A 21163-nucleotide genomic window follows, 5' to 3' on the forward strand; every position below is an offset into this window, starting at 1 on the left:
TTTCTCCATCATCTAATGCGCGAACCATTCTTTCCAAATCACAACACAAAAGCTCTTTATTAAAAGGACTATTAATATTAAAATTAAGACCTTCCTTCCACAAATCACTAAAATCCCCACGAACAACAGACCTCAAATAATCAAAATCAACACTAAACTTACCACTACTCTCCCAAACATTCAACTTCTTCAACACAAACCTAAAACACTTACGAATATTACTATTAAAACTCATAAAAAAATATATAAACAATCAAACATAAATAAAAATACCAAAGAAAAAAAATAATACATATAAAAAGAAAATTATTAAATACGAATCCTCATTATATAATAGCCTCCTTAATTATCCTTAATTAGGAATATTCTCATGTAATGCTCTATTTAATAAATTTAATAAAATAAAACATAAATAATAGAAAATAGCTATAAATGCATCAATGCTTTATTCATCAGTTCTATTATGATAGCTTAAGCTCACATATTATTTTAGAAATTTTGAAGATATAAATGAATTTTACTTTTTGATAATAATGATTTAATTGAATTATTAGTTAAAATTAAACCAATTATTGTTAAAAAGTAAAATTATATTAATCATTAAAATCATAATATTATTATAATGATATTTAATCAAACTTTTAAAAGTTTTGAAATTGAATTAAACAATATTTTAAGACACTGATTTCGCAAAATCTTATTATATGAAGTTAAATTAAATTTGCATAGGTATCATAGTTAGTTTCACTTTTATTAATAAATATTTTGTATTAATAAATATTTTGTCTTATAATTCCTTTCAGCTTTCCTTGTTTTTCTAACTTAGCAATACATATATGGGCATTATTTGGTTTAGCATTTGCATGTACTATGAATTCTTTGTAATATTGATAAAATGTTTCAGGATTCTTTAAAAATAGCTATGGCTTAATATTTCTTCAGGTCTAACTCCATATTTGCTTATTGTTTTAAAATACCTTTTTCACTTCTAAAATCAGGAATTCCACTTTCTATAGACACTCCTGCACCACCAAAGAACAGGATATTTTCAGAATTTTCTATTAGTTCTTTAAATTTCTTTATTTTATTGCTTATTAATTTATTATTTGTCATATTATCCTAATATTTATGCATTGAATTAGGAATTTAAGAAAACAAAAAAAGATAAAAAATCTTTTTCTAACATTGAAAATCTTCAATTTAAAAGATTAAGAATAGAAAATTTTTCCAATTCAATGTATATAATTAATATTTTTAAAATTAGTTTTTTGTTCTTTGGATTTAATATCATTTTGTATACTAAAATAGTAGACTTTATTAACTATTAATTATAAATATAATAATATTTATTAACATGTAACCATTTATTAAGTAATTATAATAATTTTATTTAAATGTTTTAAGTGAATGGTTTTTAGAGTTGGTGATATTGTGGAAAACAGAGTGTATAATGAAAGCAAAATAGTTTTGTCTATTTATATTTTGTTGGTTCTACTTGTAATAACTGGTTATCTGCTTATAATTTATTATTATAATCATTTATCAGTTTATTTCTTAATAGTAATTAGCATAATAGTTTTTTTAATACTTTTAAAGTTGATTCCTAACTTGTTTTCTGCTTACTATATTAAAATAAACAATGATTCATTTGAATTTAAATCAAAGTTCAATAAGAAGGTTACTTACTTCTCACAGTTACGTGACTTATCCATAGAGAAAAATTTCTCAGTTCTTGAACTTGTTTATGTAGGTAAGGTTAAAAGTGAAAAAATTTCTTTAAAACTTTTCTCAAAAGAAGATAGGGAAACAATTTATAGTAATATGGATTCTATCATGGAAAATAAGCTTCATGATTTGAGTGGTATTGACTTAAGAAACAGTACTTCTGGTAAATAGGATTTAGATTCTAATATTGCGTAAAAAATTAAAAATAGTAATATGAAGTATATGTCATATAAATTATTTTAAATATCATAAATTGAATAGCTACATTTTTTTTATTATTAAAAGAGAATTAATTAATATTAATTAAGATTAAGTAAAAATGATTAAGTAAAATTAAGTAAGATTAAGTAAGATTAAGTAAAATTAATTAAAAATATGAGAAATATTGAAGATTGTTAATTTTTATTAACTTCTTCAAATTATTTTCGTATTTATTTGTTTAATCTTTGGTATAATGTTGCTTGAATACCGTGGTGTTTAATCATACCTTCAATTTCATTTTGATCGTTTTCTTTATCTTCAAAACTGATTTGTTCAAGGTCATGTAAGCTGTACTTAGATGTTCTTCCAATGGTAGATATATTTCCTTTGTAAACTTTAAGATTGACTTTTCCAGTTACTCTTTTTTGCATGTTATCGATTGCTTGGTCGAGATCTTCTCTTAAAGGTTCATACCATAGGGCACTGTATACTAAATCTGCGTATACGGTACTTATGTATTCAGCAAACCTTAATTCGTCTTTTGTTAAGACTAATTGTTCTAATGCTTTGTGTGCAGCTATGAATAATGTTGCTCCTGGGACTTCATAGACTTCTCTGCTTTTAAGACCAACCATTCTGTTTTCTATAATGTCAATCCTGCCTATTCCATGGTCTCCAGCTATTTTATTTGCTTTAGCTATTAAATCAATTAACTTTGCTTTTTCATCGTTAATAGCTATGGGGACTCCGTCTTTAAATTCAATAGTTAGTTTTTCAACTTCGTCTTTTGCATCTACTCCTGATTTTGTCCAGAGGTATGCATCTTCGGCTGGTTCATTTATAGGGTCTTCTAAAAGGTCTCCTTCTATGGATCTACCCCAAATATTTTCATCTATACTGTATAATTTATCAGAGGATAATGGGATATCGTGTTTTTTAGCATATTCTTGTTCTTCTGTTCTTGTTAAGTTCAATTCACGAACTGGTGCGATTATTCTGAAATCAGACTTTGCTCTTATTACACTTTCAAATCTAAACTGATCGTTTCCTTTTCCTGTACATCCATGTGCAATAGCTGTCGCACCTTCTTTTTCAGCTACTTCTACTATTTTTATAGCTATTAAAGGACGTGCAAGTGCTGTACTCAATGGATAGCCTTCATAAACTGCATTTGATTTAATTCCTTTTGTAATATAATCTTCTGCAAATTCATCTTTCGCATCAATTGTAATGTGTTTTAAAACACCAATTTTCTTTGCAACATTTTCAGCTCTTTCGATTTCTTCTTTAGGCTGACCTACATCTACACAAACGGTTATAACTTCATAACCATAATTTTCTTCAAGTAATTTAACACAAACAGTTGTATCTAATCCACCACTAAATGCAAGAATAACTTTATCCATATAATCACTTTATAATTCTTTTATAATAATTTTTAAATTAATAATACTTTTTAATAACAATTTTTGAATATAATAATGGGAATTTATTTTAATTACCAATTTTACACTAACTAATATATTATATATAAATATAATTAATTACTGACATTTTTAATATAGTATTTATTATATATTAATATTTAATTTATAAAACTAATTAACTGTATAATTTAAGTTAACTATTTAATTTTGGAGAAATAATGTTAAAGATTATTGTTGTATCAGATGGTATCTATGGAGATAGAACATATAACACTGTAAAAACAGAATTTGAAACAGAATTTATACAATTGGAACCACCAAACGATCAACTTATTGATGATGAGATTGAAATACCTGAAATTACACTTAACAAGCTAAAGGAAGCAAATATAATAATTTCATATGTTCTCCATATTGATTTAGTTCATGAAATAGTAAAAAAAGTTCATAGCTATGTGGATTGGATTATAGTTGCTTCATGGAAAGGTGAAGGATTTAAAAATCAGATAAAATATGATAATGTTGTTTTTCCGTATATAATGTGTGATATTGAGGAAAATGGGAATCCAATATTTGATGAATTTGCAGTAAAATTTGGAAAACCTAAGGTTAATTTAGATATCTCCACGAATGGTGAGTTAAATGATATTAAAGTTGTTAGATCATCTCTTTGCGGCGCAACTTTCTTTGTAGCTGATTTTATAAAGGAAAAATATAAAAATAAATCTATTGACATTGATAAACTTCCACAAGAAGCAGGATTTAAAGTTCAACATTATCCATGTAGAGCACAAAAGCTAAGATTGTTCTCAAAAGAAAATCAGAAGGAATTAGCTTCTACTTATCATAAAGAAGCTTTTGAAAAAATTTAAGCTTTTAAGTTCTTTTATTATCTTTAAATTAAATTTTTTCTAATTTAAGTTCTTAAATTAAAGTTAACCAATAACTATATATAATAATGCTACAATAAAATTATTATATGAATTATGATGAATTATTAATGTTTGTTCATTATTACTACATATTTTAATTTATTAGTTTAATATTTTAATTTATCCGTATAATCTTTTTTGAATAAACAATGTTTATTACTATACACTATAGGTTATAATTAGATAAGGGTGTTTTAATGTTTGAAAATAAAAGAAATATTTTGAGAGAGGAAGAAAATCATGATTTTAATATTGTCTCTCCAAATGTGGATGTTAATTTCATATCCTTAGAATCTGGAGGCTTTATTGTAGCTAATAACCATGTTTTTCAAAATATTCCAAAATCTGATTTATCTAAATATGTTTTAAAGGAATCTGTCAAAGGAACTCCTTTGTTTAAATTTGGTTCAGGGGATCCAAATGAGCCTACTGTGATGATAGTCTCAGGAATACATGGTAACGAAATTCCACCTCAAATAGCTTCTGTTTACTTAATAAACAAACTTAAACAAACTAAACTAAATGGAACTGTATATGTAATCCCTTTTTCAGCACCTAAATCTACAATGGACAATTCCCGATGGTTCAATTCAATGGATCTTAATAGGTCTGCAAACAAGGAAGGATCAATTAGTAATCTGATTTTAAAGAAGATTCAAGAACTTAAAGTTGATTCAGTTGGAGATTTTCATTCAACAGCACCTAATGCTAATCCAGGCAGAGAAGGAATATTCTGTGCTTTAGAGCCTTCTTACGAGAGCTACACAATTGGAGAACACATATCTAAGTATGTTGGTTCAGAAGTAATATCTTATGAAAAAGCAGGTTCAGCTTATAAAGGAGCATTGGAAGATGAATGTAATATGTTGGGAATTCCTGCAGTAACCTGTGAAGTCCTTTCTCCTAATGGGTATGCAGATGAGCTAAGCTTTACACGCTCATTTGCACAAATGATTAGTTATTTAGAGTATTTTAATATTATCTAATCCTTTTTAGATATTTTGCAAATATTTTTAAAAAAATAAAGTCAAAAGCAATATTGTTCATAGGAGCGATAGTTTGAAAATAAATAGGGCACTAATTGAATTATTCATACTTGTTTTAATATTAATAGATTCAATATCATTGATTTTCATAATGTTTGTTGATCTTTCACTTAATAATGTTTTACTAGTATCTTTTTTTGATTTTATAGTTTGTTTAATACTTTTTTTTGAGTTTATCTATGATCTAAAACATTCTAAAGATAAAAAAGAATATTTAAATCATAATTGGTATTACATTCCTGCAATGATTCCAGACTATATTATAACTATATCTTTACATATTTTAGGTGGATCTAGCCTTACACTTATTTTTAGGTTAATTAGATTTATAAGAATAGGTAGAATTTTAATATTGCTTAAAAAAGATACTAAAATCTTTTCAAATTTTCTTAAACATACTTATTTAGATAAATTAGTCCTAGCTATTTTAGTATTAGTTATTTGTGCTAGTATAACTTTTTTTCTCTATGATCCTTCTGTTTCCACATTTTCTGATAGTTTATGGTATGTTGTTGTAACAATATCTTCTGTAGGTTATGGAGATATAATTCCTGAATCGTCTATTGGGCGAATAATAGGATTTATATTAATCTAGGCGGAATTTTAATTTACAGTGTACTAATAGCTGCAATATCTTCAATATATGCAAGAAAAATTGAAAGAGAAACCTGGAAAAACTTTAATAAACGATTCAACGAAGTTGAAATTAAAATTGAAGAAATTCACACAATTTTAAAAGAAATAGATCATTATAGGAAAAATGAGGGTAATAAAAAAGATAAGAGTAATAAGAAATAATTTAACACTGATTTCGAAAAAATAAAAAATTTTTTCAAAATCCTTTTTGAAGCTATAAAAACTGATTTAGGTACTTATGGGAGATTTTGCAAAATTTTCTATTTTGCGAAATCAGTGTATAAATTTTAACACTGATTTCGAAAAAATAAAAAATTTTTTCAAAATCCTTTTTGAAGCTATAAAAACTGATTTAGGTACTTATGGGAGATTTTGCAAAATTTTCTATTTTGCGAAATCAGTGTATAAATTTTAACACTGATTTCGAAAAAATAAAAAATTTTTTCAAAATCCTTTTTGAAGCTATAAAAACTGATTTAGGTACTTATGGGAGATTTTGCAAAATTTTCTATTTTGCGAAATCAGTGTATAAATATTAGTTTTCAAATGCTCTCTAGGAAAAAAGGTATTTTATTGTAATAATATATTTTAATTAAGAATAAATTTAATTAAATAATTTATTTAGATAATTATTTTAATTAAATCGATTATTTTAAGTTAATATTTGAATTTAGTATTTAAATAATTTAATTATTCTTATTTAAAGAATATAACGTGGTTCAATGCCTTCCTATAAATTTCACACAGTATTTGCAGCTATCTTAGCTTTAATTTATATTGTAAACCCTATATATATTTTGCTTGCAGTTATAGGGGCCAATATTCCTGATTTTGATCATAAAATAAAAGAGAAGAATGTTTATAGAATCGTTGCTTGTGGAATAGCTATTGCTATTGGGTTGTATTTTTTGAAACTGCCTTTTTATTTAGGTGTAATAATAATATTTCTTGCAATTATATTTTATTTTTCAAATCATAGAGGATTTACTCATTCACTTATTGGAATAGCTATTTTAAGTATTTTAATTTTTGTTGCATTTATTGCAGGGTATTATTTAATTGATTCACTTAATTTTTTTACTCCAAATGCTCGCTCTATATTTGCAATAGCTGTAATATTAATATTTTTAACATTTCTGTTTATTAATAAAAGGATTATACTCCCAATTTTAGGCTTATTCTTTGCAGGTTTAATGCTATTTCCTATATTTGAAATTAATTTGATTACTGCATTCATTTTTATAATTATGGGTGTTTTAAGTCATATTGCGTTGGATTCATTTACTCCTGCAGGTATTAAACTTTTGAAACCTCATTCATCTAAAATATTTAGGAAAAAGTTTGGAATTGGTGTAAGTTTTATTATAATTCTTTTAGCTATTCCATTTATTCTTAACTTCCTGAATATTATTAAATTACCTTTTAGTTTATGATTTAGTAGATAATAACTAAATTTTAATACATTTCGAAATATTTCAAAATCATTTGTATTTACAAATATTTAAATATTGCATTAATTAAATATTATTTTAATTATTAATCATGATGATTTAATGAAAAATTAATATCTTATTTAGTTAAATTATTAATACTAAAGATGTTTTCAAAATATTTATAATAAATGCTATGTTATTGTATTAATATTGGTTATCTCATTTTAATTAGAAATAATCATTTATTAATCATTATATTAAGTATTATAAATTTGTTATAATTCATTTAATTGTTATAATTCATTTAATTAACTTAATAAATTAAATTTGTTCAAAATTATTTCATAAAATAAGCATTTCTAAACTTAAGTTTCAAAATTATTTCATAAAATAAGCATTTCTAAACTTAAGAAATGCTTTTATTACTATTAAATTATATTTAAATGGAGATCTCAATAATGTTTTTAACTAGATTTTACTATGGAATTTTATATTTCTTAGTACTTATATATGAAATTATTAAAGCTACTATTGACACATCTATAAGATCTATCACTGGTAAAATTGATCCTGTTATTGTTGATATTGAAACAGAGCTTAAACGACCAATATCTCAGACTATTTTAGCAAATAGTATAACTTTGACTCCTGGAACATTATCTATTGATGTAGATTCAGATAAACAGATAATTAAAGTAGCTATTATTTCTCCAAGAAGTGTAGATGAGGTTATTCCATTTGAACCTTATATAAAAAAGATGTTAGAATAAATCAATTAATAGGGCACTGATTTCGAAAAAATAGAAAATCTATTCAAAATCTATTCAAATGTAAGTAAATCTCAAATGTAAGTAAATCAGATTGCATCTTGCAACGAGATTTGCGAAATCAGTGTCTGAATGTTAATAAAAACATTTCTCATGATGAAATGTTTATTTTACAAACTAACTTTTAATCGAACTTTTATTTCCAAAGAAAATTTGGAGAACTCTTTGATTTCTCGTTTTAAAAGTTTGTCTATTAATAACTTAATAATAATCATAACTTAATAATTATATTAGAATGTGATGTCGATGGATATACTGCTAATTTCAGAATATATTTTAATAATTGCATTAATAATATTCATGATTGCTGCTATTAGGATTACTACTCACAAAACAATAGCTATGGGTCTTATTGGAAGTGCTACTTTCTCTCTTGCATTAGCTATTTTACTTGTAATTGTTGGTAGTATTTATAATATAGAATTTTCTAAGGATATTGCTCTTGCACTCATTATTCTTGGAGTTGTTGGAACAATAGCTTTTTCAGTAGCTTTGAGGAGAGGATAGTTTGCAAGATATTATAGAAATAATCAGGGCAATTTGTTTACTTATCTCTGCTGCACTAATAATTATAACTGCTATTGGTATTCTTCGCCTTGATGATGATAAATATAGAATTATCTATGCAAAAATACATATACTTGGAATAATGGATATTGCAGGTGTTTTAGCATTAATAGCTATGGATCAAATATTACTTGGAGCTATTTATTTTGTTTTAGCTCCAATTGTTGCTCATGCAATGGCTAATGCTTATTATTATGGTGAAGAAGATAGAAAAATTTCTATTGTTTCTTCAGATAATGTAGATAACCTAGGTAATCTAGATAACATAAATAATGAAAATACTGTGGGAATAGAAGATAATAATGGCAGTATGGAAAATAATAATGTTGATAGTGCTGAAGTTCGTCGCAATGAAGCTAGAGCATTTGGAATTGACACTAAAGAGCTTCATTTAATCCATGAATCTAATAATATTTCTACTTTAGATAAGTTTCAAGATGATCAGATTCGAAGTTTGAAAGATGAGAAATACATTATTTCTACTTTAAAAATAGGTGAGGATGAAGATGATTGAATATGTAGTAATGATAATTGCAGTTTTAGGATGTGTTCTCGCACTTATACAAAGAGATTTACTTAAAGCGGCTATTTTAACTGGAATAACAGGTGCATGTATTGCATATCTTTTCCAGTTTTTACTTGCTCCAGATGTAGCACTAACTCAGGCTATTGTTGGAGCAGCTATTGTTCCAGTTTTTTTAGCTCTTGCAATATCTAAAACTCATAGGATGGATGATAATGATTGATACTCAGTTAATGGCATTATTAACATCAGGAGCTTTTATAATCATTGGATTATTTGCAGCAATATTTCTTGATAATATAATAAAGAAAATAATAGGAATAGCTTTCATTGAAGAAGGAGCTAATTTGTTCTTACTCACTTTAGGATATAAACCAGGTGGAGTTGTTCCAATATTTATGCCTGGAATGGATGCTAAATGGTTTGCTGCCAATTCTGCATATCCATTACCTCAGGCATTAGTACTTACAAGTATAGTTATTGGAGCAAGTACACTTGCAGTAATGTTAGCAATAGCTATGGTTTTATATAAGAAGCATGGTACTTTATCCACATCAGAAATCTTAGGTGATAAATAATGATTGACTTAATCCCTTTGATGGTTATTATTCCAATAATTTGTGCTTTACTATTAAATATATTACATGGTAAAAATAAAACAGTGAAATACTTTGCTATTATTGTAGCTATTGTAGTACCAATCATTCCATTACTTGCAAACTATGGATTGCACTACTTTGGAGGACATGTTCCTTTGATAGAGAACTCTGGACTTTTATCCTCACTTCCAAGCTATATTTCACAAACACCAATTGCAAATTTCCACTTAGCTATTACCTACTCTTTTGAAAGCTTACAGAAGATCTTCATATTCTTCTTTGGTATTGTAGCATTTTTAGCTGTTTTCACCTCATTTAATGAGATGAAAAGATCTTCAGGAGCCTATGGATTTTTAATGTTTATGGGAATTGCAGCAGTTATAGCAATGCTTTTATCTGATGATATATTCCATATGTACATATTCTTTGAAATAGCTGCACTTGTCCAAGTAGGAATAGTTTTAGCTTCAAATACAGAAGATAATTATGAAGCTGCACTTAAATACTTAATATTAGGTTCTATTGGAGGTCCAATACTTCTTATAGGTATAGGATTTTTACTTGGTATGGTTGGAAGTGTAAATATTACTGATATAGTATTTGCAGTGAAAAATAACTTAGTAAATCCACTTTCATCAGTATTTTTACTATCATTCATCTTAATATTCTTTGGATGGCTATATAGTGCAGGTTTACCACCATTCCATACTATAAAATCATCAATCTACAGCAAAGCACTACCAAGTGGAGGAGCATTACTTCAAGCCTTTTCAGTAATGGTATTTGTATCTTTCGGAATAGCTATTTTAAGAATATTTTCAGTTATTCCTTATAGTAAAATTCTTATAATTGTCTTTTCAGCTCTAGCAATGATTTTGTCAATTACAATGGCAATAACACAAACTGACTTTAGAAGAATCTTAGGATTTTTAGCTGTTGGAGAGTTAGGATATATTGGACTTGGATTTGGTATTGGAACTCAACTATCAGTTACTGCTGGGCTCTTTCAAGCTTTAAATGAGATTATAATAACAGCATTATTATTCATAGGCTTTGGAACTATATATTATCTTACAAAAGTTTCAGATATTCGGAAACTTGGAGGTTTAATAGGAGTATATCCTAAAACAGCTATCATGATTTTAATTGGAGGTCTAGCTATGGCTGGTGTTCCTCCATTAAATGTTTTCCAAAGTAAATTAATGCTTATTCAATCAGCACTTAAAGCAGGTATTCCAGAATTAGCCATTTTCATGATTATAATGAGTATTGTTACTTTTATGACATTCACGAAAGTGTTCCATTCATTATATCTTAAACCTAAGCCAAGAGATTTAGAGTTAGCTGAAGAGGGCATTCCAAAATCAGCAACAATTTCAATTGCTGTTTTACTTATAATTTCTATAGTTTTAGGTGTGTTATTTAAATTTATTACAACTCCAATCTTTAACTTTGTTGGAGGTATTTTATAATGGATTTTTATGAGATGATTGTTAATTCATTTAAAGAAGTTAAAGCTCGACTAAAGAATGATCCAACAACCAATACAAATGTATCTGGATATCTTGCAGCTGAGTTAACTTTAATTGTTTCATTGATTCTTCTTGCAATTATGCTTAGACATGTTAATGTGATTTTGACTATTGTTCTTATTTTAGCTTTAGGTTTGGTTTTAATTACAAACATGCCTTTAATGCCTAAATTTGCTAAAGAACAAGATGATTCATTAAATAAAATGATATTTTATGTAGTGTTAACTCTTGCAATACTTGTTACTATATTGTACTGGGGGCGAATTAATGTCTAATAATATTAGAAATGTGATATTAACAATAGCAACATCTCTTTTCGCTATAACTCTCTTTGATGGTATATTTAAATTTGGAAAACTTATTACTCCAGGAGTAAGTGAAGTATACAATCTTCTTGGAGTTCAAATGGCTCCAAATATGATAACATTAGTAGTATTTGATTGGAGAGGTTATGATACACTTGGAGAATCTTTAATATTAATAACTGCGATTGTTGTGGTTCTTCTTGTGTTTGGACGAGGTATAGTAGGTGACAGCAAATGAGTACAATTATTAATTGCTTAGGTGGCGTGAGTAGATGAGTACATTTAAACCTTTTTTAAGTGGATTAAATTGTACATTTAAACCAATTAGGAGATGGAATAAATGAGTACAATTCTTAAAATGTTTGCTTTTCCTGCAGCTATTATGATGATGTGTCTAGGTATTGTAACAATTCTTGGAGGACACATTACACCAGGTGGAGGATTTCAAGGAGGGGCTATGATAGCTGGAGGAATTATACTTTGTGTAATTGTTTATGGTGTTGAAAAAAGCCCAATTAAGTTATCCCATGAGTTTATATCTGCAGTTGAAAGTATAGGGGCATTAAGTTATGTAATACTTGGACTCATTGGTTTATTCCTTGCAGGATTTTATTTATACAATGTAGGGACTGATTTTTATAATTTAGTTCCTAATATAATTGTTAATGTATTTCATTATCCTGATGTAACTAATGCAGGGATTGTTCCTTACTTTAATGTCTTTGTTGGTTTAAAGGTTTTTGTTGGATTAAGTGCTGTTGTAATAGCTTTTTCACAGTTTAAAATGGAGTAAATGGAGTTAGATTATGATATATTTAGGACCACTAATAATCGGACCAATCCTATTTGGATTCATCATAGGCTTTGTTTTAGGAATTGCAATGAAAAATAATCCAAAAAGTGAGATAAATTTTAATGTATCCTCATTTGTAGTAATACTCATCGTAGCTATTGTGATAGCATGGCAACTGGGATCATATCCATATTACACTGATTTACCAATAGCTACAGGATTTATATCAGGAGTTATTGGTATAATAATTGGAAAATTAATATTTGGAAGGTAAACCATGTTTTTATCAACAAATAAATGTGAAGGAATTGGGAAATGTATTGAAGAATGCCCAACAGAAGCTATTAGGTTAATTAACGGAAAAGCCTTTAGTTGTATTACATGTGGTGCTTGTTACAGAGCATGTCCAAATCAGGCTATTTTTAAAAATAAGTATGGGGGATATGTAATTGACAGGGCTAAATGTAATGGGTGTGGAGTATGTAAATTCACATGTCCTGTAAACAGTATTCACTTCGATGGAGACATAGTAAAAGGAATTTGTGCAAGATGTGGTTTATGTGTTGATACATGTCCAAATAACTCCCGAATCGATGGTTTTGACTTATTTGAAGAGAAACAAATCAACTTCTTAGAATCTCTTAACTTAGTTATTCCACATAAAAGAACAAACATTGTAGAATTAGCAGAAACCTCTCGTAACTGCATTTTAACTCACACAGAGGACTGTATACGTTGTGGTAGATGTCAATACTACTGTCCAACTAATGCTATAATCGTCCAAACAGATGAGAAGAATGTCTGCACTGAATGTAGAGTTTGCACAGACCTTTGTCCTGCAGATGCAATTTCAAATAGCATAATAAATCATGATAAATGCGTCTTATGTTTAAGTTGCCTTAAAAACTGTCCAAGTAACGCAATCACAGAATCTGATTTTAAAGTTACTATTAATCACTCTGAAACTGAAATTACAGGCACTATTGTTTCATGCTTAAACTGTGGACTATGTGTTTTAAATGATAAAGGCGATTCATTAAAACTGGTTAATGGTAAAATTAGATTTGATTCTTCTCTGTACAATAATGGAGATTTAGATGAATCAATAGCCAAATGTCCTGTTTCAACTCTTAAAAAGGTAGATTCTAATGTTGGAGTTAAGGTTGAAATTGAAGGATATTGTGTTTCATGTGGAAAATGTGTTAAATCCTGTGACATCCAAGAAGCACGTAAGTTTGAAAAGGTTATATGGAATGGTGAAGTAAAAGATAGCTGTATTTCCTGTGGAACATGTGTTGAATTCTGTCCAGTGGATGCAATACTGCTTAAACATGGTACTATTGAAGTAAACCATGAAAAATGCATATTATGCGAATCCTGTGCTATACACTGCCCTAAAGATGCAATACCTACATCAACAATGTATAAACAGTTACCTGTAAGTGGCTTTAATACAATAGATAGTAAATTTTGCATTAACTGTAAAATGTGCTATAAAATTTGTCCAGAAGAGGCGATTATTGATCATGGAGATCATGTAAGTGTAGATATGGATAAATGCATATTCTGTTCAGCATGTTCAAATGCATGTCCTGCAAAAGCCTTTATATTTGAAAGAGAGTTTGAAAGCAATAGGCGTTTTGATCAAGATCAGCTTGATCAGTCAGATAATTCAGTTAGATAATTAATAGCTAGGTGTTTTGATGAAGAATCTAATTAGAATAATGTTAGAAGGAGCTTATGGGAACTTCAAAAGGATATTTTTTGCTCGTGATAGAGTAACAGATATGGAGATGAGAAAAAATATCTTGGAAGGCAAGATTCAACCAACTGATAAAGTAGCTATTGATGCATGTATTGGATGTGGAGGCTGTGCTAATGTTTGCCCTACAAATGCAATTGAAATGGCTGAATTAGCAGTTTCTGAAGAGTTAATGCCTGGATGGACTAAAAGTCAAGTTCCTAAATTAAATAGTGAAAAATGTGTATTTTGTTATTATTGTCACGATTTCTGTCCAGTTTATGCATTATTTGGTGAAAAATCCACTATTCATCCAAATGATGTAGGTGAAGTAAAATTAGATCTTAAAACTCTGATGGATCAACCTGTTAAGATTTCAGATGATAAACTTTCATTTATTTCACAATTTTTATCTGATAAAACAATTTTAAAAAATAAAAAATAATTTAAAAGTTGTAGATTATAAGCAATACTCATAATTGTAGTATAAGTAATACTAATAATTGTAGATATAAATTAATAATTATTTAATAAATATATCTTAACAAATTGTAGATATAACTTAATAAAAATATAATTTATTATTAATTATAACTTAATAAGAATATAAAAATATAATTTATTATTAATAAACTTAATAATTCATATTTAATTTAAAAAATAAGAGGGATTTAATGAGCCTTAAATCATTTTCAAGGGCAAGAGCTATACATCTTATGCTGGTTTATACTGGTGGATGCAATGGTTGCGATATAGAAATTGTAAACTGTGTTCTTTCACCTAAATTCGACGCTGAACAATATAAGGTTTTCTTAACATGGAACCCTCGTGAAGCAGATGTTTTAGTTGTTACAGGTCCAGTAACTAAATTAAATGAAGAACCATTAAAAAAGATTTATGAAGCAATTCCAAATCCTAAAGCAGTTATAGCTGCAGGATCTTGTGCACTAATGGGTGGAGTTTATAAAAATATTCATGGTGACATTCCATCTGAAGAAATAGCTGGTCCAGTAGAGAATATTATACCTGTTGATGCAAAGGTTCCTGGATGTGCTGTTAGACCACAAGATCTCTTGTCTGGTGTTGTATCAGCTTTACCAAAGTTATTAAATGCTGATTAAGTGTTAAAAAATTAATACTTTAAAAAAATCAATATTTAGGTACTAATATATTAAATACAAGCTAAAGTTAAAAGACTTAGTTTATTTAGGAATTACTTAATCAAGATTACTTAATTAAAAATTAATTAAATTAATTATTAATGTATTAAAGGCTAATTGATTATTAATAGCTGATTTAATAGGTCAGTGTCTTAAAAAGGTGCTTATAGATGAATGAAGAGAATAAATCCAAGCAGGAAATAATTGATACTGAAGTTGCACTTGGAACAGTTCACCCTGCTGCATTGGAACCATATCGAGTTCGACTTTTTGTTGAAGATGAAATTGTAAAAGATGCAGAAATTACTATAGGTGTCAACCATAGAGGAATAGAAAGAATCATGGAAGGACTTCCTGTAGAAAAAGCAAATGCACTTACAGAAAAAATATGTGGTATTTGTTCTAATGCTCATATATGGAATTCAGTTTTAACTGCAGAAAAAGGTCTTGAAATTGAAATACCAGAGCGAGCTAGTTATATTAGAGTTATAATGGAAGAATTAGAGCGATTACACAGTCATCTTTTATATCTTGGACATGGAAGTGAAGTTTTAGCCCATGAAACATTCTCAATGAGAGCCTTTTCTATTCGTGAAACTGTAATGGAACTTCTTAGAATGATTGGAGGAAATAGGGTTCAATATGGGGTTTCTATTATTGGTGGAGTAAGACCAAGATGTGAACTAGATGATTCAAGAATCAGGAAAATAGCTGAAGGAATGGATTTAATTGAGAAAAATGTAGCAAACTTTGCAGACAGGTTTGTATCAGATCCAATTGTAATGAACAGAATCACAGGTGTAGGTCAAATATCTGCCAAAGATGCTAAAAAATTAGAAGTCACTGGTCCGTCACTACGAGCAACAGGCGTTCATCAAGATTTAAGAGAAACAATGAAAGAATATGAACCATTTGATTTTAATGTAATAACATTAAATGATGGAGATGTTAAAGATAATATTCTTATGAGAGTTCTTGAGATACCAGAATCAATTAGTATAATCCGACAAGCTATTAAAAATCTTCCAAAAGGATCAATAGTTGATCGATCATGGGAAATGAAGGATACTGGAATTATACACAGTCATATTGAAGTTCCAAGAGGAACATTGTACCATTCATATGCATTAGAAGAAGGTAGAGTAAGAGGAACAATAATAAGAACACCTTCAATGTCTAATATAGGGGCAATGCAATTGGCATGTATTGGAAACCATGTAACGGATGCTCAACTATGTATTGTTCAATGTGACCCATGTTTCACATGTACAGACAGAGCTATTGAAATAATTAATAAATAATTCTTATCTAGCTATTAACTAATAGCTATTATATTATCATGAAAATAAGGTAATGGGAATGAATTTTTATGTTTAAAATCACAATTTTATATACAATATTGGCTGTAATAGGTACAATATTTGTAGCTTTTATTGTAGGGACATTTATACCAGGAATTGAGAGAAAATACATTCAAGCAAGGATTCAGCAAAGAGTAGGACCTCCAGTTACAAGTATTGGAATAATGGCACCTATTAAGTTTGCTTTTAAAGAGAATGTTGAAATAAACTCTCCAGCACCAGGTATTTACAAAGCTTTACCTGTAGTATGCTTTATAGTAGTATTAGTTATAATGTTGCTTTTGATTCCTAAAGTTTATGTGGCAGGTGTGCTTACAAGTGTAATAGCTATCATAGGACTTTTAAAAGTTGAAGAAATCTGTTATGTTTTGATGGGAGCACTTTCGAAATCAATAATGTCTTCATCTCTTCCATTTCCAGATATAGTTAAAGGAGGACTTCATTTAGACAGTGAAAGATCATTTATTGAAGATATAAGTTCAAACAGGGCTTTTAGATTAATAGCTTTTGGATCATTCCCACTTTATTTGGCATTAATTATACCAGTTATTAAAGTTAAAAGTATCTACTTATCTGATATTGTTGCTTACCAAGTAGCACATGGTCCAATTTTATTTTCAGCTGCTGGGATTGTGGCAGCAATAGTTTTCTTTATTGGATACATGATACTATTAAATGAGTATCCTTTTGCAATACTTAAAACAAAAGCAGATGTTATTGAAGGTCCTTATATGGAATATGCTTCTAAATACAGAGGGTTAGTATATTTAACAAGAGGATTTTTGATGTTTGTTCTTGGAGCAATATTTTCAGTTTTATTCCTTGGAATGCCACCATATTTACTTTCATGGAAAATATTAGTTAATATAGCTGTTGCATTAATCTTCCCAATTATAATGGGTATCCTAAGTGCATTTTCTCCAGTTTTCACAAATAAACAGTTTTATCCAGTTGTAATAGGAACCTCATTACTTGGAATTTTAGCTATCGTTTTAACATTATTATAAAAGGTGATTATTTGAAATTTGTAGTTCGTGCTTGGCATATTATAAGTCTTGGAGGATATATTGTGGAGCGAAATTTTCCATATAGAAATATTATCGTGGTTAACAAGTCAGATGAACCAATAAAAATAGAAATCCCAGTTTTTACAGAAGATTGGATAGATTCTCAAAGAGAACTGGGTTTAGACATCATTCCTGTCAAAGATGAAGATAGTTTCCTAAGACTATTTAGAAAAGCAAAGGCAGATTTAGAATCTCTTAAACCAGAAAATGCATAGTCTTCACAAATTATTTTTAATAATAATTATTAATAATTCTTATTACATTCCTTACCTTATTATTTTTAATATTTTTTATTTTCAAATAATTACATATTTAATATTTTATGATAAAATTTTTATATTATTATTTATAAAAAATAGTATTACTTTTTAATCAATCTTAATTAATTTTAATTAATCTTATTGATCCATTTTAATTTTAGTTATTTTTAGTTATTTTTAGTTAATTTCATTTAATTTCATTTAATTTTTTTAAATTTTCATTAATTTTCATAATTATTTATTCATGTGGTTTATGTGTCAGATATTAATATTACAATAAAAACATTAGAAAAAAAAGGAGTTTTAGATCAAATAACTAAATTACTTTCATCTCATGGACTTAATATTAGTTATACTCATCTTTTTATTGAAAAAAATAATTTAGGTTCTATACATTTAGAACTTGAAAATGTTACAAATAAAGAGGAGCTATTGAAAGATCTTGAAGCACTAGAACCAATTCAAGAAGTTCAAATACATGAATCTTTAGAGGACATCTATGGAAAAAGAGTAATAATATTTGGAGGTGGAGCTCAAGTTTCTCAAGCAGCAATGGGAGCAATTACAGAAGCAGATAGACACAACATAAGAGGTGAACGAATAAGTGTAGATACAACTCCGCTTGTAGGAGAATCAAACATAGCAGAAGCTGTTAAAGCACTATCAAGACTTCCGAGAGTAAGTGCATTAGTTTTAGCAGGCTCCTTAATGGGTGGAGAAATATCAGACGCAATCTCAAAACTTAAAAAAGAGAGAGACCTAATAGTAATCAGCTTAAACATGCCTGGAGGCGTAACAGAAGTAGCTGATTTAGTCGTAACTGACCCAATTCAAGCAGGCGTAATGGCGGTAATGACCATAGCAGATACTGCAGTCTTTGATATCAATAAATTAAAAAGTAGGAAATTCTAGTTCCTATATAAATCTATTATATATATTAATTTTTCTAGTAGCTATAGTCAGTAGTTTTATGTACTATAGAGGAAATGAAATAAATAATATAATAGTTGAATACATTGTGCTTGGCATTTATACTATTTTATAGTATAATGCAAAAGAAAGAATTTTAGGTTTATTTTTCCCTGAAACTTGTTAAATAAAGGGAGGTTTAATATTCATGACATTTAACATGATAAAAATACAATCAGATTTATTTAAACACCTTAGTAAAATAGCTAAAACTACTGGAACTACTGAAAAAGAATTAGCAGAACATTTTATTAAAAAGGGAATAGCTGAAAATGAAAATAATGAACAGAAATTAGAAAAGCTTAGAATAAATGATAAATTACCACGATTTGGTAATGGTGTACCTAAGGCAATGGAAGAATTATCAGGATTTATAGAAACTGATAATGTTGTTGATGTTGAAAAACTAAAAGATCAGATCCATTTAGATGGTATTTAGTGGTTTATGCGATTATGTAAAAATTTTGCTTCCTGAAAAGATTTAATATTACATTTTACTATAAAATGCATACTAATTATTATCACATTTTAATACAGTATTTAGGTTCTAAGCATTGATAATGAGATTATGTCAAAATATATCTCTTAAATTAATTTTTTAACATTTCAATGTAGATTGGTCAGGATTTTGAATCATAGTGTATTAATAAAGTAGTATGAATTTTATAATATATTTGTAATACAATTTTTCTCAGGAGGCAAAATTTTGACACAATCGTTAAATTCAATTGTCTTTAATGGAATATTTAATTAATTCTTTTTAAATATTTAATTTTTATTATTTTTTAAACTCTTTTAATTTAATTTTAAACAATTAATACGAACTATTTACTAATTTTAAATATTATAATATAATATTTTAATAAAAAATTATAATATTAATAGTTTAAATAGATTTTAATCTATTTTAGTTAATTTAATTAAATATCTATTTTTAAAAAATAATTGATGTACATATGCATCATTGTCATCAACAATAGATGACAGAATAATTGTAAAAAAATTATCAATAAAATTAAAATAATGGTGTCATCAATGAGAAATGACAAGATTATATTAAAATTCCTGTTTTTACTTTTTAAATATGATCTTTTTATTAAAAATTATATTGATATAAATGAAGGAATAAGTATTCTTATTCTTATATCATCTTATATCACTATTTTATTAAGATACATGCTTCATTTAAAACTGTAAATTATTGTAAACTATTTTGTTTTTTTCCTTATAAAATTTCTTTTATTTTCTATTCAATGCTTTTTAATGAGTTTGCTATCATTGTATTCATATTTTAGCACTATTCTATTATGAAATACTCAAAATTTTTCTATAATATTCAATAGTTTTTATATATATATATATATATATATATTAATATTCATATTTACTGAATAGTTTATATTATAATGAATAGTTAAATATATATATTACATATATCAATATATAGTAATAGTATTAATTATTATGAATATATAATTAGGAAATGTTAAACCGCTATATATAATGCATATATAGTTAATTCTCTTAATATTGATTAATATGGTTATATATGGTATAATTTTCTGTAATTTCATATTTTATTATTTAATATTTAAATATTTTTGATTTTAAAAAATTATAAAAGAATAATGAGTATTTTGGATGTATTAAAAGATTAATAAATGGATAAGGGTAATAAAGGGTGTTTTTTTATGAAGTTTAATAATGGTTTGATTTTAGGAGGATCATTGTATTTTTTAACTATTGTATTATCTATTATGTTTTTAGTTTCTGGTGTAAGTGCTGCAGATTATACTTTAAATCCTGGTGATGCTGGAGGAATTAATAGTGCAATAGCTACAATAAATAGTAATGGTCAGTCAAATGATACTTTGACTTTAAATGAAGGAATTTATAATAAAGATAGTGATATAAGGAATAATTTTTCTTTTATTGGCTGTGCAATAATTAATTTTTCAGTTGATGGATGACAGTGAATTTTCTTAGTTGTGGTTAGATTGTAAATTATTTTTTGTAGTTTTTTTTATTTGTTGTCTATGTTTTTCATTGAATATCTATT

The 21163-nt window shown here is 27.2% G+C and carries 28 protein-coding genes; 24 read left to right on the plus strand and 4 right to left on the minus strand.

Annotated elements, in window-relative coordinates:
* The 3 genes from MBFIL_RS04900 to MBFIL_RS11105 form a co-directional block, all read right to left on the minus strand.
* Positions 1 to 235: hypothetical protein (locus MBFIL_RS04900; RefSeq protein ID WP_157078682.1), on the minus strand; the 235-nt coding region annotated here is incomplete at its 3' end.
* 535 nt (positions 236 to 770) lie between these two features.
* Positions 771 to 872, minus strand: a complete 102-nt coding sequence (locus MBFIL_RS11100; protein WP_281192503.1) for a hypothetical protein — start codon at positions 870 to 872, stop codon at positions 771 to 773.
* Positions 873 to 960: 88 nt separating this feature from the next.
* Positions 961 to 1113 carry a Sir2 family NAD-dependent protein deacetylase gene (locus tag MBFIL_RS11105; protein ID WP_281192502.1) on the minus strand — a complete coding sequence of 51 codons (153 nt, stop codon included), beginning with the start codon at positions 1111 to 1113 and terminating at the stop codon, positions 961 to 963.
* A gap of 318 nt (positions 1114 to 1431) precedes the next feature.
* Here MBFIL_RS11105 and MBFIL_RS04905 point away from each other — a divergent pair, with 318 nt between their 5' ends.
* Positions 1432 to 1896 (plus strand): hypothetical protein, encoded by a 465-nt coding sequence (locus tag MBFIL_RS04905; RefSeq protein ID WP_157078683.1) that lies wholly within the window; start codon positions 1432 to 1434, stop codon positions 1894 to 1896.
* 260 nt (positions 1897 to 2156) lie between these two features.
* On the opposite strand, the gene MBFIL_RS04910 is transcribed toward MBFIL_RS04905, so the two are convergent.
* Complete coding sequence (locus MBFIL_RS04910; RefSeq protein ID WP_066971994.1) at positions 2157 to 3332, minus strand: argininosuccinate synthase; 1176 nt, start codon at positions 3330 to 3332, stop codon at positions 2157 to 2159.
* Positions 3333 to 3571: 239 nt separating this feature from the next.
* Here MBFIL_RS04910 and MBFIL_RS04915 point away from each other — a divergent pair, with 239 nt between their 5' ends.
* The 23 genes from MBFIL_RS04915 to MBFIL_RS05025 all read left to right on the plus strand — a co-directional run bounded on the left by MBFIL_RS04915 (position 3572) and on the right by MBFIL_RS05025 (position 21074).
* On the plus strand, positions 3572 to 4225 hold the full coding sequence (locus tag MBFIL_RS04915; protein WP_066971995.1) for a DUF166 family protein: 654 nt from the start codon (positions 3572 to 3574) through the stop codon (positions 4223 to 4225).
* A gap of 257 nt (positions 4226 to 4482) precedes the next feature.
* The gene (locus tag MBFIL_RS04920; RefSeq protein WP_084266305.1) at positions 4483 to 5271 is read left to right on the plus strand and encodes a succinylglutamate desuccinylase/aspartoacylase family protein; all 789 of its coding nucleotides are present in this window, start codon (positions 4483 to 4485) and stop codon (positions 5269 to 5271) included.
* A 73-nt stretch (positions 5272 to 5344) separates the two neighbouring features.
* Positions 5345 to 5926 carry a potassium channel family protein gene (locus tag MBFIL_RS04925; RefSeq protein ID WP_066971996.1) on the plus strand — a complete coding sequence of 194 codons (582 nt, stop codon included), beginning with the start codon at positions 5345 to 5347 and terminating at the stop codon, positions 5924 to 5926.
* A 763-nt stretch (positions 5927 to 6689) separates the two neighbouring features.
* A complete protein-coding gene (locus MBFIL_RS04930; protein WP_066971998.1) occupies positions 6690 to 7400 on the plus strand; it encodes a metal-dependent hydrolase in 711 nt (236 codons plus the stop codon).
* 458 nt (positions 7401 to 7858) lie between these two features.
* Positions 7859 to 8170 (plus strand): monovalent cation/H+ antiporter subunit E, encoded by a 312-nt coding sequence (locus MBFIL_RS04935; RefSeq protein ID WP_066972000.1) that lies wholly within the window; start codon positions 7859 to 7861, stop codon positions 8168 to 8170.
* 303 nt (positions 8171 to 8473) lie between these two features.
* Complete coding sequence (locus MBFIL_RS04940) at positions 8474 to 8734, plus strand: hypothetical protein (RefSeq protein WP_211261720.1); 261 nt, start codon at positions 8474 to 8476, stop codon at positions 8732 to 8734.
* A 1-nt stretch (position 8735) separates the two neighbouring features.
* Positions 8736 to 9308 carry a hypothetical protein gene (locus MBFIL_RS10945; RefSeq protein WP_066972013.1) on the plus strand — a complete coding sequence of 191 codons (573 nt, stop codon included), beginning with the start codon at positions 8736 to 8738 and terminating at the stop codon, positions 9306 to 9308.
* On the plus strand, positions 9301 to 9540 hold the full coding sequence (locus MBFIL_RS04950; protein WP_066972014.1) for a DUF4040 domain-containing protein: 240 nt from the start codon (positions 9301 to 9303) through the stop codon (positions 9538 to 9540). Before MBFIL_RS10945 ends, MBFIL_RS04950 begins: the two co-directional genes overlap by 8 nt.
* The gene (locus MBFIL_RS04955) at positions 9527 to 9895 is read left to right on the plus strand and encodes a cation:proton antiporter subunit C (RefSeq protein WP_394328412.1); all 369 of its coding nucleotides are present in this window, start codon (positions 9527 to 9529) and stop codon (positions 9893 to 9895) included. Before MBFIL_RS04950 ends, MBFIL_RS04955 begins: the two co-directional genes overlap by 14 nt.
* Positions 9895 to 11388, plus strand: coding sequence for an energy conserving hydrogenase EhbF (gene ehbF, locus MBFIL_RS04960; RefSeq protein WP_066972015.1), 1494 nt, complete (start codon positions 9895 to 9897; stop codon positions 11386 to 11388). Before MBFIL_RS04955 ends, ehbF begins: the two co-directional genes overlap by 1 nt.
* Positions 11388 to 11723 carry a hypothetical protein gene (locus tag MBFIL_RS04965; RefSeq protein ID WP_066972016.1) on the plus strand — a complete coding sequence of 112 codons (336 nt, stop codon included), beginning with the start codon at positions 11388 to 11390 and terminating at the stop codon, positions 11721 to 11723. Before ehbF ends, MBFIL_RS04965 begins: the two co-directional genes overlap by 1 nt.
* Positions 11716 to 11991, plus strand: coding sequence for an EhbH (locus MBFIL_RS04970; protein ID WP_066972017.1), 276 nt, complete (start codon positions 11716 to 11718; stop codon positions 11989 to 11991). Before MBFIL_RS04965 ends, MBFIL_RS04970 begins: the two co-directional genes overlap by 8 nt.
* Before the next feature lie 102 nt (positions 11992 to 12093).
* The gene (locus tag MBFIL_RS04975) at positions 12094 to 12546 is read left to right on the plus strand and encodes an MnhB domain-containing protein (RefSeq protein WP_066972024.1); all 453 of its coding nucleotides are present in this window, start codon (positions 12094 to 12096) and stop codon (positions 12544 to 12546) included.
* 13 nt (positions 12547 to 12559) lie between these two features.
* Positions 12560 to 12820, plus strand: coding sequence for an energy-converting hydrogenase B subunit J (locus MBFIL_RS04980; protein WP_066972026.1), 261 nt, complete (start codon positions 12560 to 12562; stop codon positions 12818 to 12820).
* Positions 12821 to 12823: 3 nt separating this feature from the next.
* On the plus strand, positions 12824 to 14230 hold the full coding sequence (locus MBFIL_RS04985) for a 4Fe-4S binding protein (protein ID WP_066972028.1): 1407 nt from the start codon (positions 12824 to 12826) through the stop codon (positions 14228 to 14230).
* 19 nt (positions 14231 to 14249) lie between these two features.
* Complete coding sequence (locus MBFIL_RS04990) at positions 14250 to 14732, plus strand: 4Fe-4S binding protein (protein WP_066972034.1); 483 nt, start codon at positions 14250 to 14252, stop codon at positions 14730 to 14732.
* Positions 14733 to 14961: 229 nt separating this feature from the next.
* On the plus strand, positions 14962 to 15408 hold the full coding sequence (locus tag MBFIL_RS04995; protein ID WP_066972035.1) for an NADH-quinone oxidoreductase subunit B family protein: 447 nt from the start codon (positions 14962 to 14964) through the stop codon (positions 15406 to 15408).
* A 209-nt stretch (positions 15409 to 15617) separates the two neighbouring features.
* Entirely contained in the window at positions 15618 to 16748 is a 1131-nt protein-coding gene (locus tag MBFIL_RS05000; RefSeq protein ID WP_066972036.1) for a hydrogenase large subunit, read from the plus strand.
* A 68-nt stretch (positions 16749 to 16816) separates the two neighbouring features.
* On the plus strand, positions 16817 to 17815 hold the full coding sequence (locus MBFIL_RS05005; protein ID WP_066972037.1) for a respiratory chain complex I subunit 1 family protein: 999 nt from the start codon (positions 16817 to 16819) through the stop codon (positions 17813 to 17815).
* A gap of 11 nt (positions 17816 to 17826) precedes the next feature.
* Positions 17827 to 18090 carry an energy-converting hydrogenase B subunit EhbP gene (gene ehbP, locus MBFIL_RS05010; RefSeq protein ID WP_066972039.1) on the plus strand — a complete coding sequence of 88 codons (264 nt, stop codon included), beginning with the start codon at positions 17827 to 17829 and terminating at the stop codon, positions 18088 to 18090.
* Between the two features lie 300 nt (positions 18091 to 18390).
* Positions 18391 to 19047, plus strand: a complete 657-nt coding sequence (locus tag MBFIL_RS05015) for a DUF5612 domain-containing protein (protein WP_066972041.1) — start codon at positions 18391 to 18393, stop codon at positions 19045 to 19047.
* A gap of 205 nt (positions 19048 to 19252) precedes the next feature.
* Entirely contained in the window at positions 19253 to 19543 is a 291-nt protein-coding gene (locus tag MBFIL_RS05020) for a hypothetical protein (protein ID WP_066972043.1), read from the plus strand.
* A gap of 1252 nt (positions 19544 to 20795) precedes the next feature.
* On the plus strand, positions 20796 to 21074 hold the full coding sequence (locus tag MBFIL_RS05025; RefSeq protein ID WP_066972047.1) for a hypothetical protein: 279 nt from the start codon (positions 20796 to 20798) through the stop codon (positions 21072 to 21074).
* Positions 21075 to 21163: the final 89 nt, after the last annotated feature.

The organism is Methanobrevibacter filiformis (genome assembly GCF_001639265.1).
Classification (GTDB): Archaea; Methanobacteriota; Methanobacteria; order Methanobacteriales; family Methanobacteriaceae; genus Methanacia; species Methanacia filiformis.

What these genes read in the sequence shown, in the direction of transcription:
- MBFIL_RS04975 (WP_066972024.1), top strand. Translation starts at nt 12,094, where the DNA reads ATGAGTACAATTCTTAAAATGTTTGCTTTTCCTGCAGCTATTATGATG.
- ehbF (WP_066972015.1), top strand. Translation starts at nt 9,895, where the DNA reads ATGATTGACTTAATCCCTTTGATGGTTATTATTCCAATAATTTGTGCT.
- MBFIL_RS04920 (WP_084266305.1), top strand. Translation starts at nt 4,483, where the DNA reads ATGTTTGAAAATAAAAGAAATATTTTGAGAGAGGAAGAAAATCATGAT.
- MBFIL_RS04915 (WP_066971995.1), top strand. Translation starts at nt 3,572, where the DNA reads ATGTTAAAGATTATTGTTGTATCAGATGGTATCTATGGAGATAGAACA.
- MBFIL_RS04950 (WP_066972014.1), top strand. Translation starts at nt 9,301, where the DNA reads ATGATTGAATATGTAGTAATGATAATTGCAGTTTTAGGATGTGTTCTC.
- MBFIL_RS04985 (WP_066972028.1), top strand. Translation starts at nt 12,824, where the DNA reads ATGTTTTTATCAACAAATAAATGTGAAGGAATTGGGAAATGTATTGAA.
- MBFIL_RS05000 (WP_066972036.1), top strand. Translation starts at nt 15,618, where the DNA reads ATGAATGAAGAGAATAAATCCAAGCAGGAAATAATTGATACTGAAGTT.
- MBFIL_RS04970 (WP_066972017.1), top strand. Translation starts at nt 11,716, where the DNA reads ATGTCTAATAATATTAGAAATGTGATATTAACAATAGCAACATCTCTT.
- MBFIL_RS04910 (WP_066971994.1), bottom strand. Translation starts at nt 3,332, where the DNA reads ATGGATAAAGTTATTCTTGCATTTAGTGGTGGATTAGATACAACTGTT.
- MBFIL_RS05025 (WP_066972047.1), top strand. Translation starts at nt 20,796, where the DNA reads ATGAAGTTTAATAATGGTTTGATTTTAGGAGGATCATTGTATTTTTTA.
- MBFIL_RS04940 (WP_211261720.1), top strand. Translation starts at nt 8,474, where the DNA reads ATGGATATACTGCTAATTTCAGAATATATTTTAATAATTGCATTAATA.
- MBFIL_RS04965 (WP_066972016.1), top strand. Translation starts at nt 11,388, where the DNA reads ATGGATTTTTATGAGATGATTGTTAATTCATTTAAAGAAGTTAAAGCT.
- MBFIL_RS04980 (WP_066972026.1), top strand. Translation starts at nt 12,560, where the DNA reads ATGATATATTTAGGACCACTAATAATCGGACCAATCCTATTTGGATTC.
- MBFIL_RS11105 (WP_281192502.1), bottom strand. Translation starts at nt 1,113, where the DNA reads ATGACAAATAATAAATTAATAAGCAATAAAATAAAGAAATTTAAAGAA.
- MBFIL_RS04955 (WP_394328412.1), top strand. Translation starts at nt 9,527, where the DNA reads ATGATAATGATTGATACTCAGTTAATGGCATTATTAACATCAGGAGCT.
- MBFIL_RS05020 (WP_066972043.1), top strand. Translation starts at nt 19,253, where the DNA reads ATGACATTTAACATGATAAAAATACAATCAGATTTATTTAAACACCTT.
- MBFIL_RS05005 (WP_066972037.1), top strand. Translation starts at nt 16,817, where the DNA reads ATGTTTAAAATCACAATTTTATATACAATATTGGCTGTAATAGGTACA.
- MBFIL_RS04995 (WP_066972035.1), top strand. Translation starts at nt 14,962, where the DNA reads ATGAGCCTTAAATCATTTTCAAGGGCAAGAGCTATACATCTTATGCTG.
- MBFIL_RS04990 (WP_066972034.1), top strand. Translation starts at nt 14,250, where the DNA reads ATGAAGAATCTAATTAGAATAATGTTAGAAGGAGCTTATGGGAACTTC.
- MBFIL_RS04930 (WP_066971998.1), top strand. Translation starts at nt 6,690, where the DNA reads ATGCCTTCCTATAAATTTCACACAGTATTTGCAGCTATCTTAGCTTTA.
- MBFIL_RS04935 (WP_066972000.1), top strand. Translation starts at nt 7,859, where the DNA reads ATGTTTTTAACTAGATTTTACTATGGAATTTTATATTTCTTAGTACTT.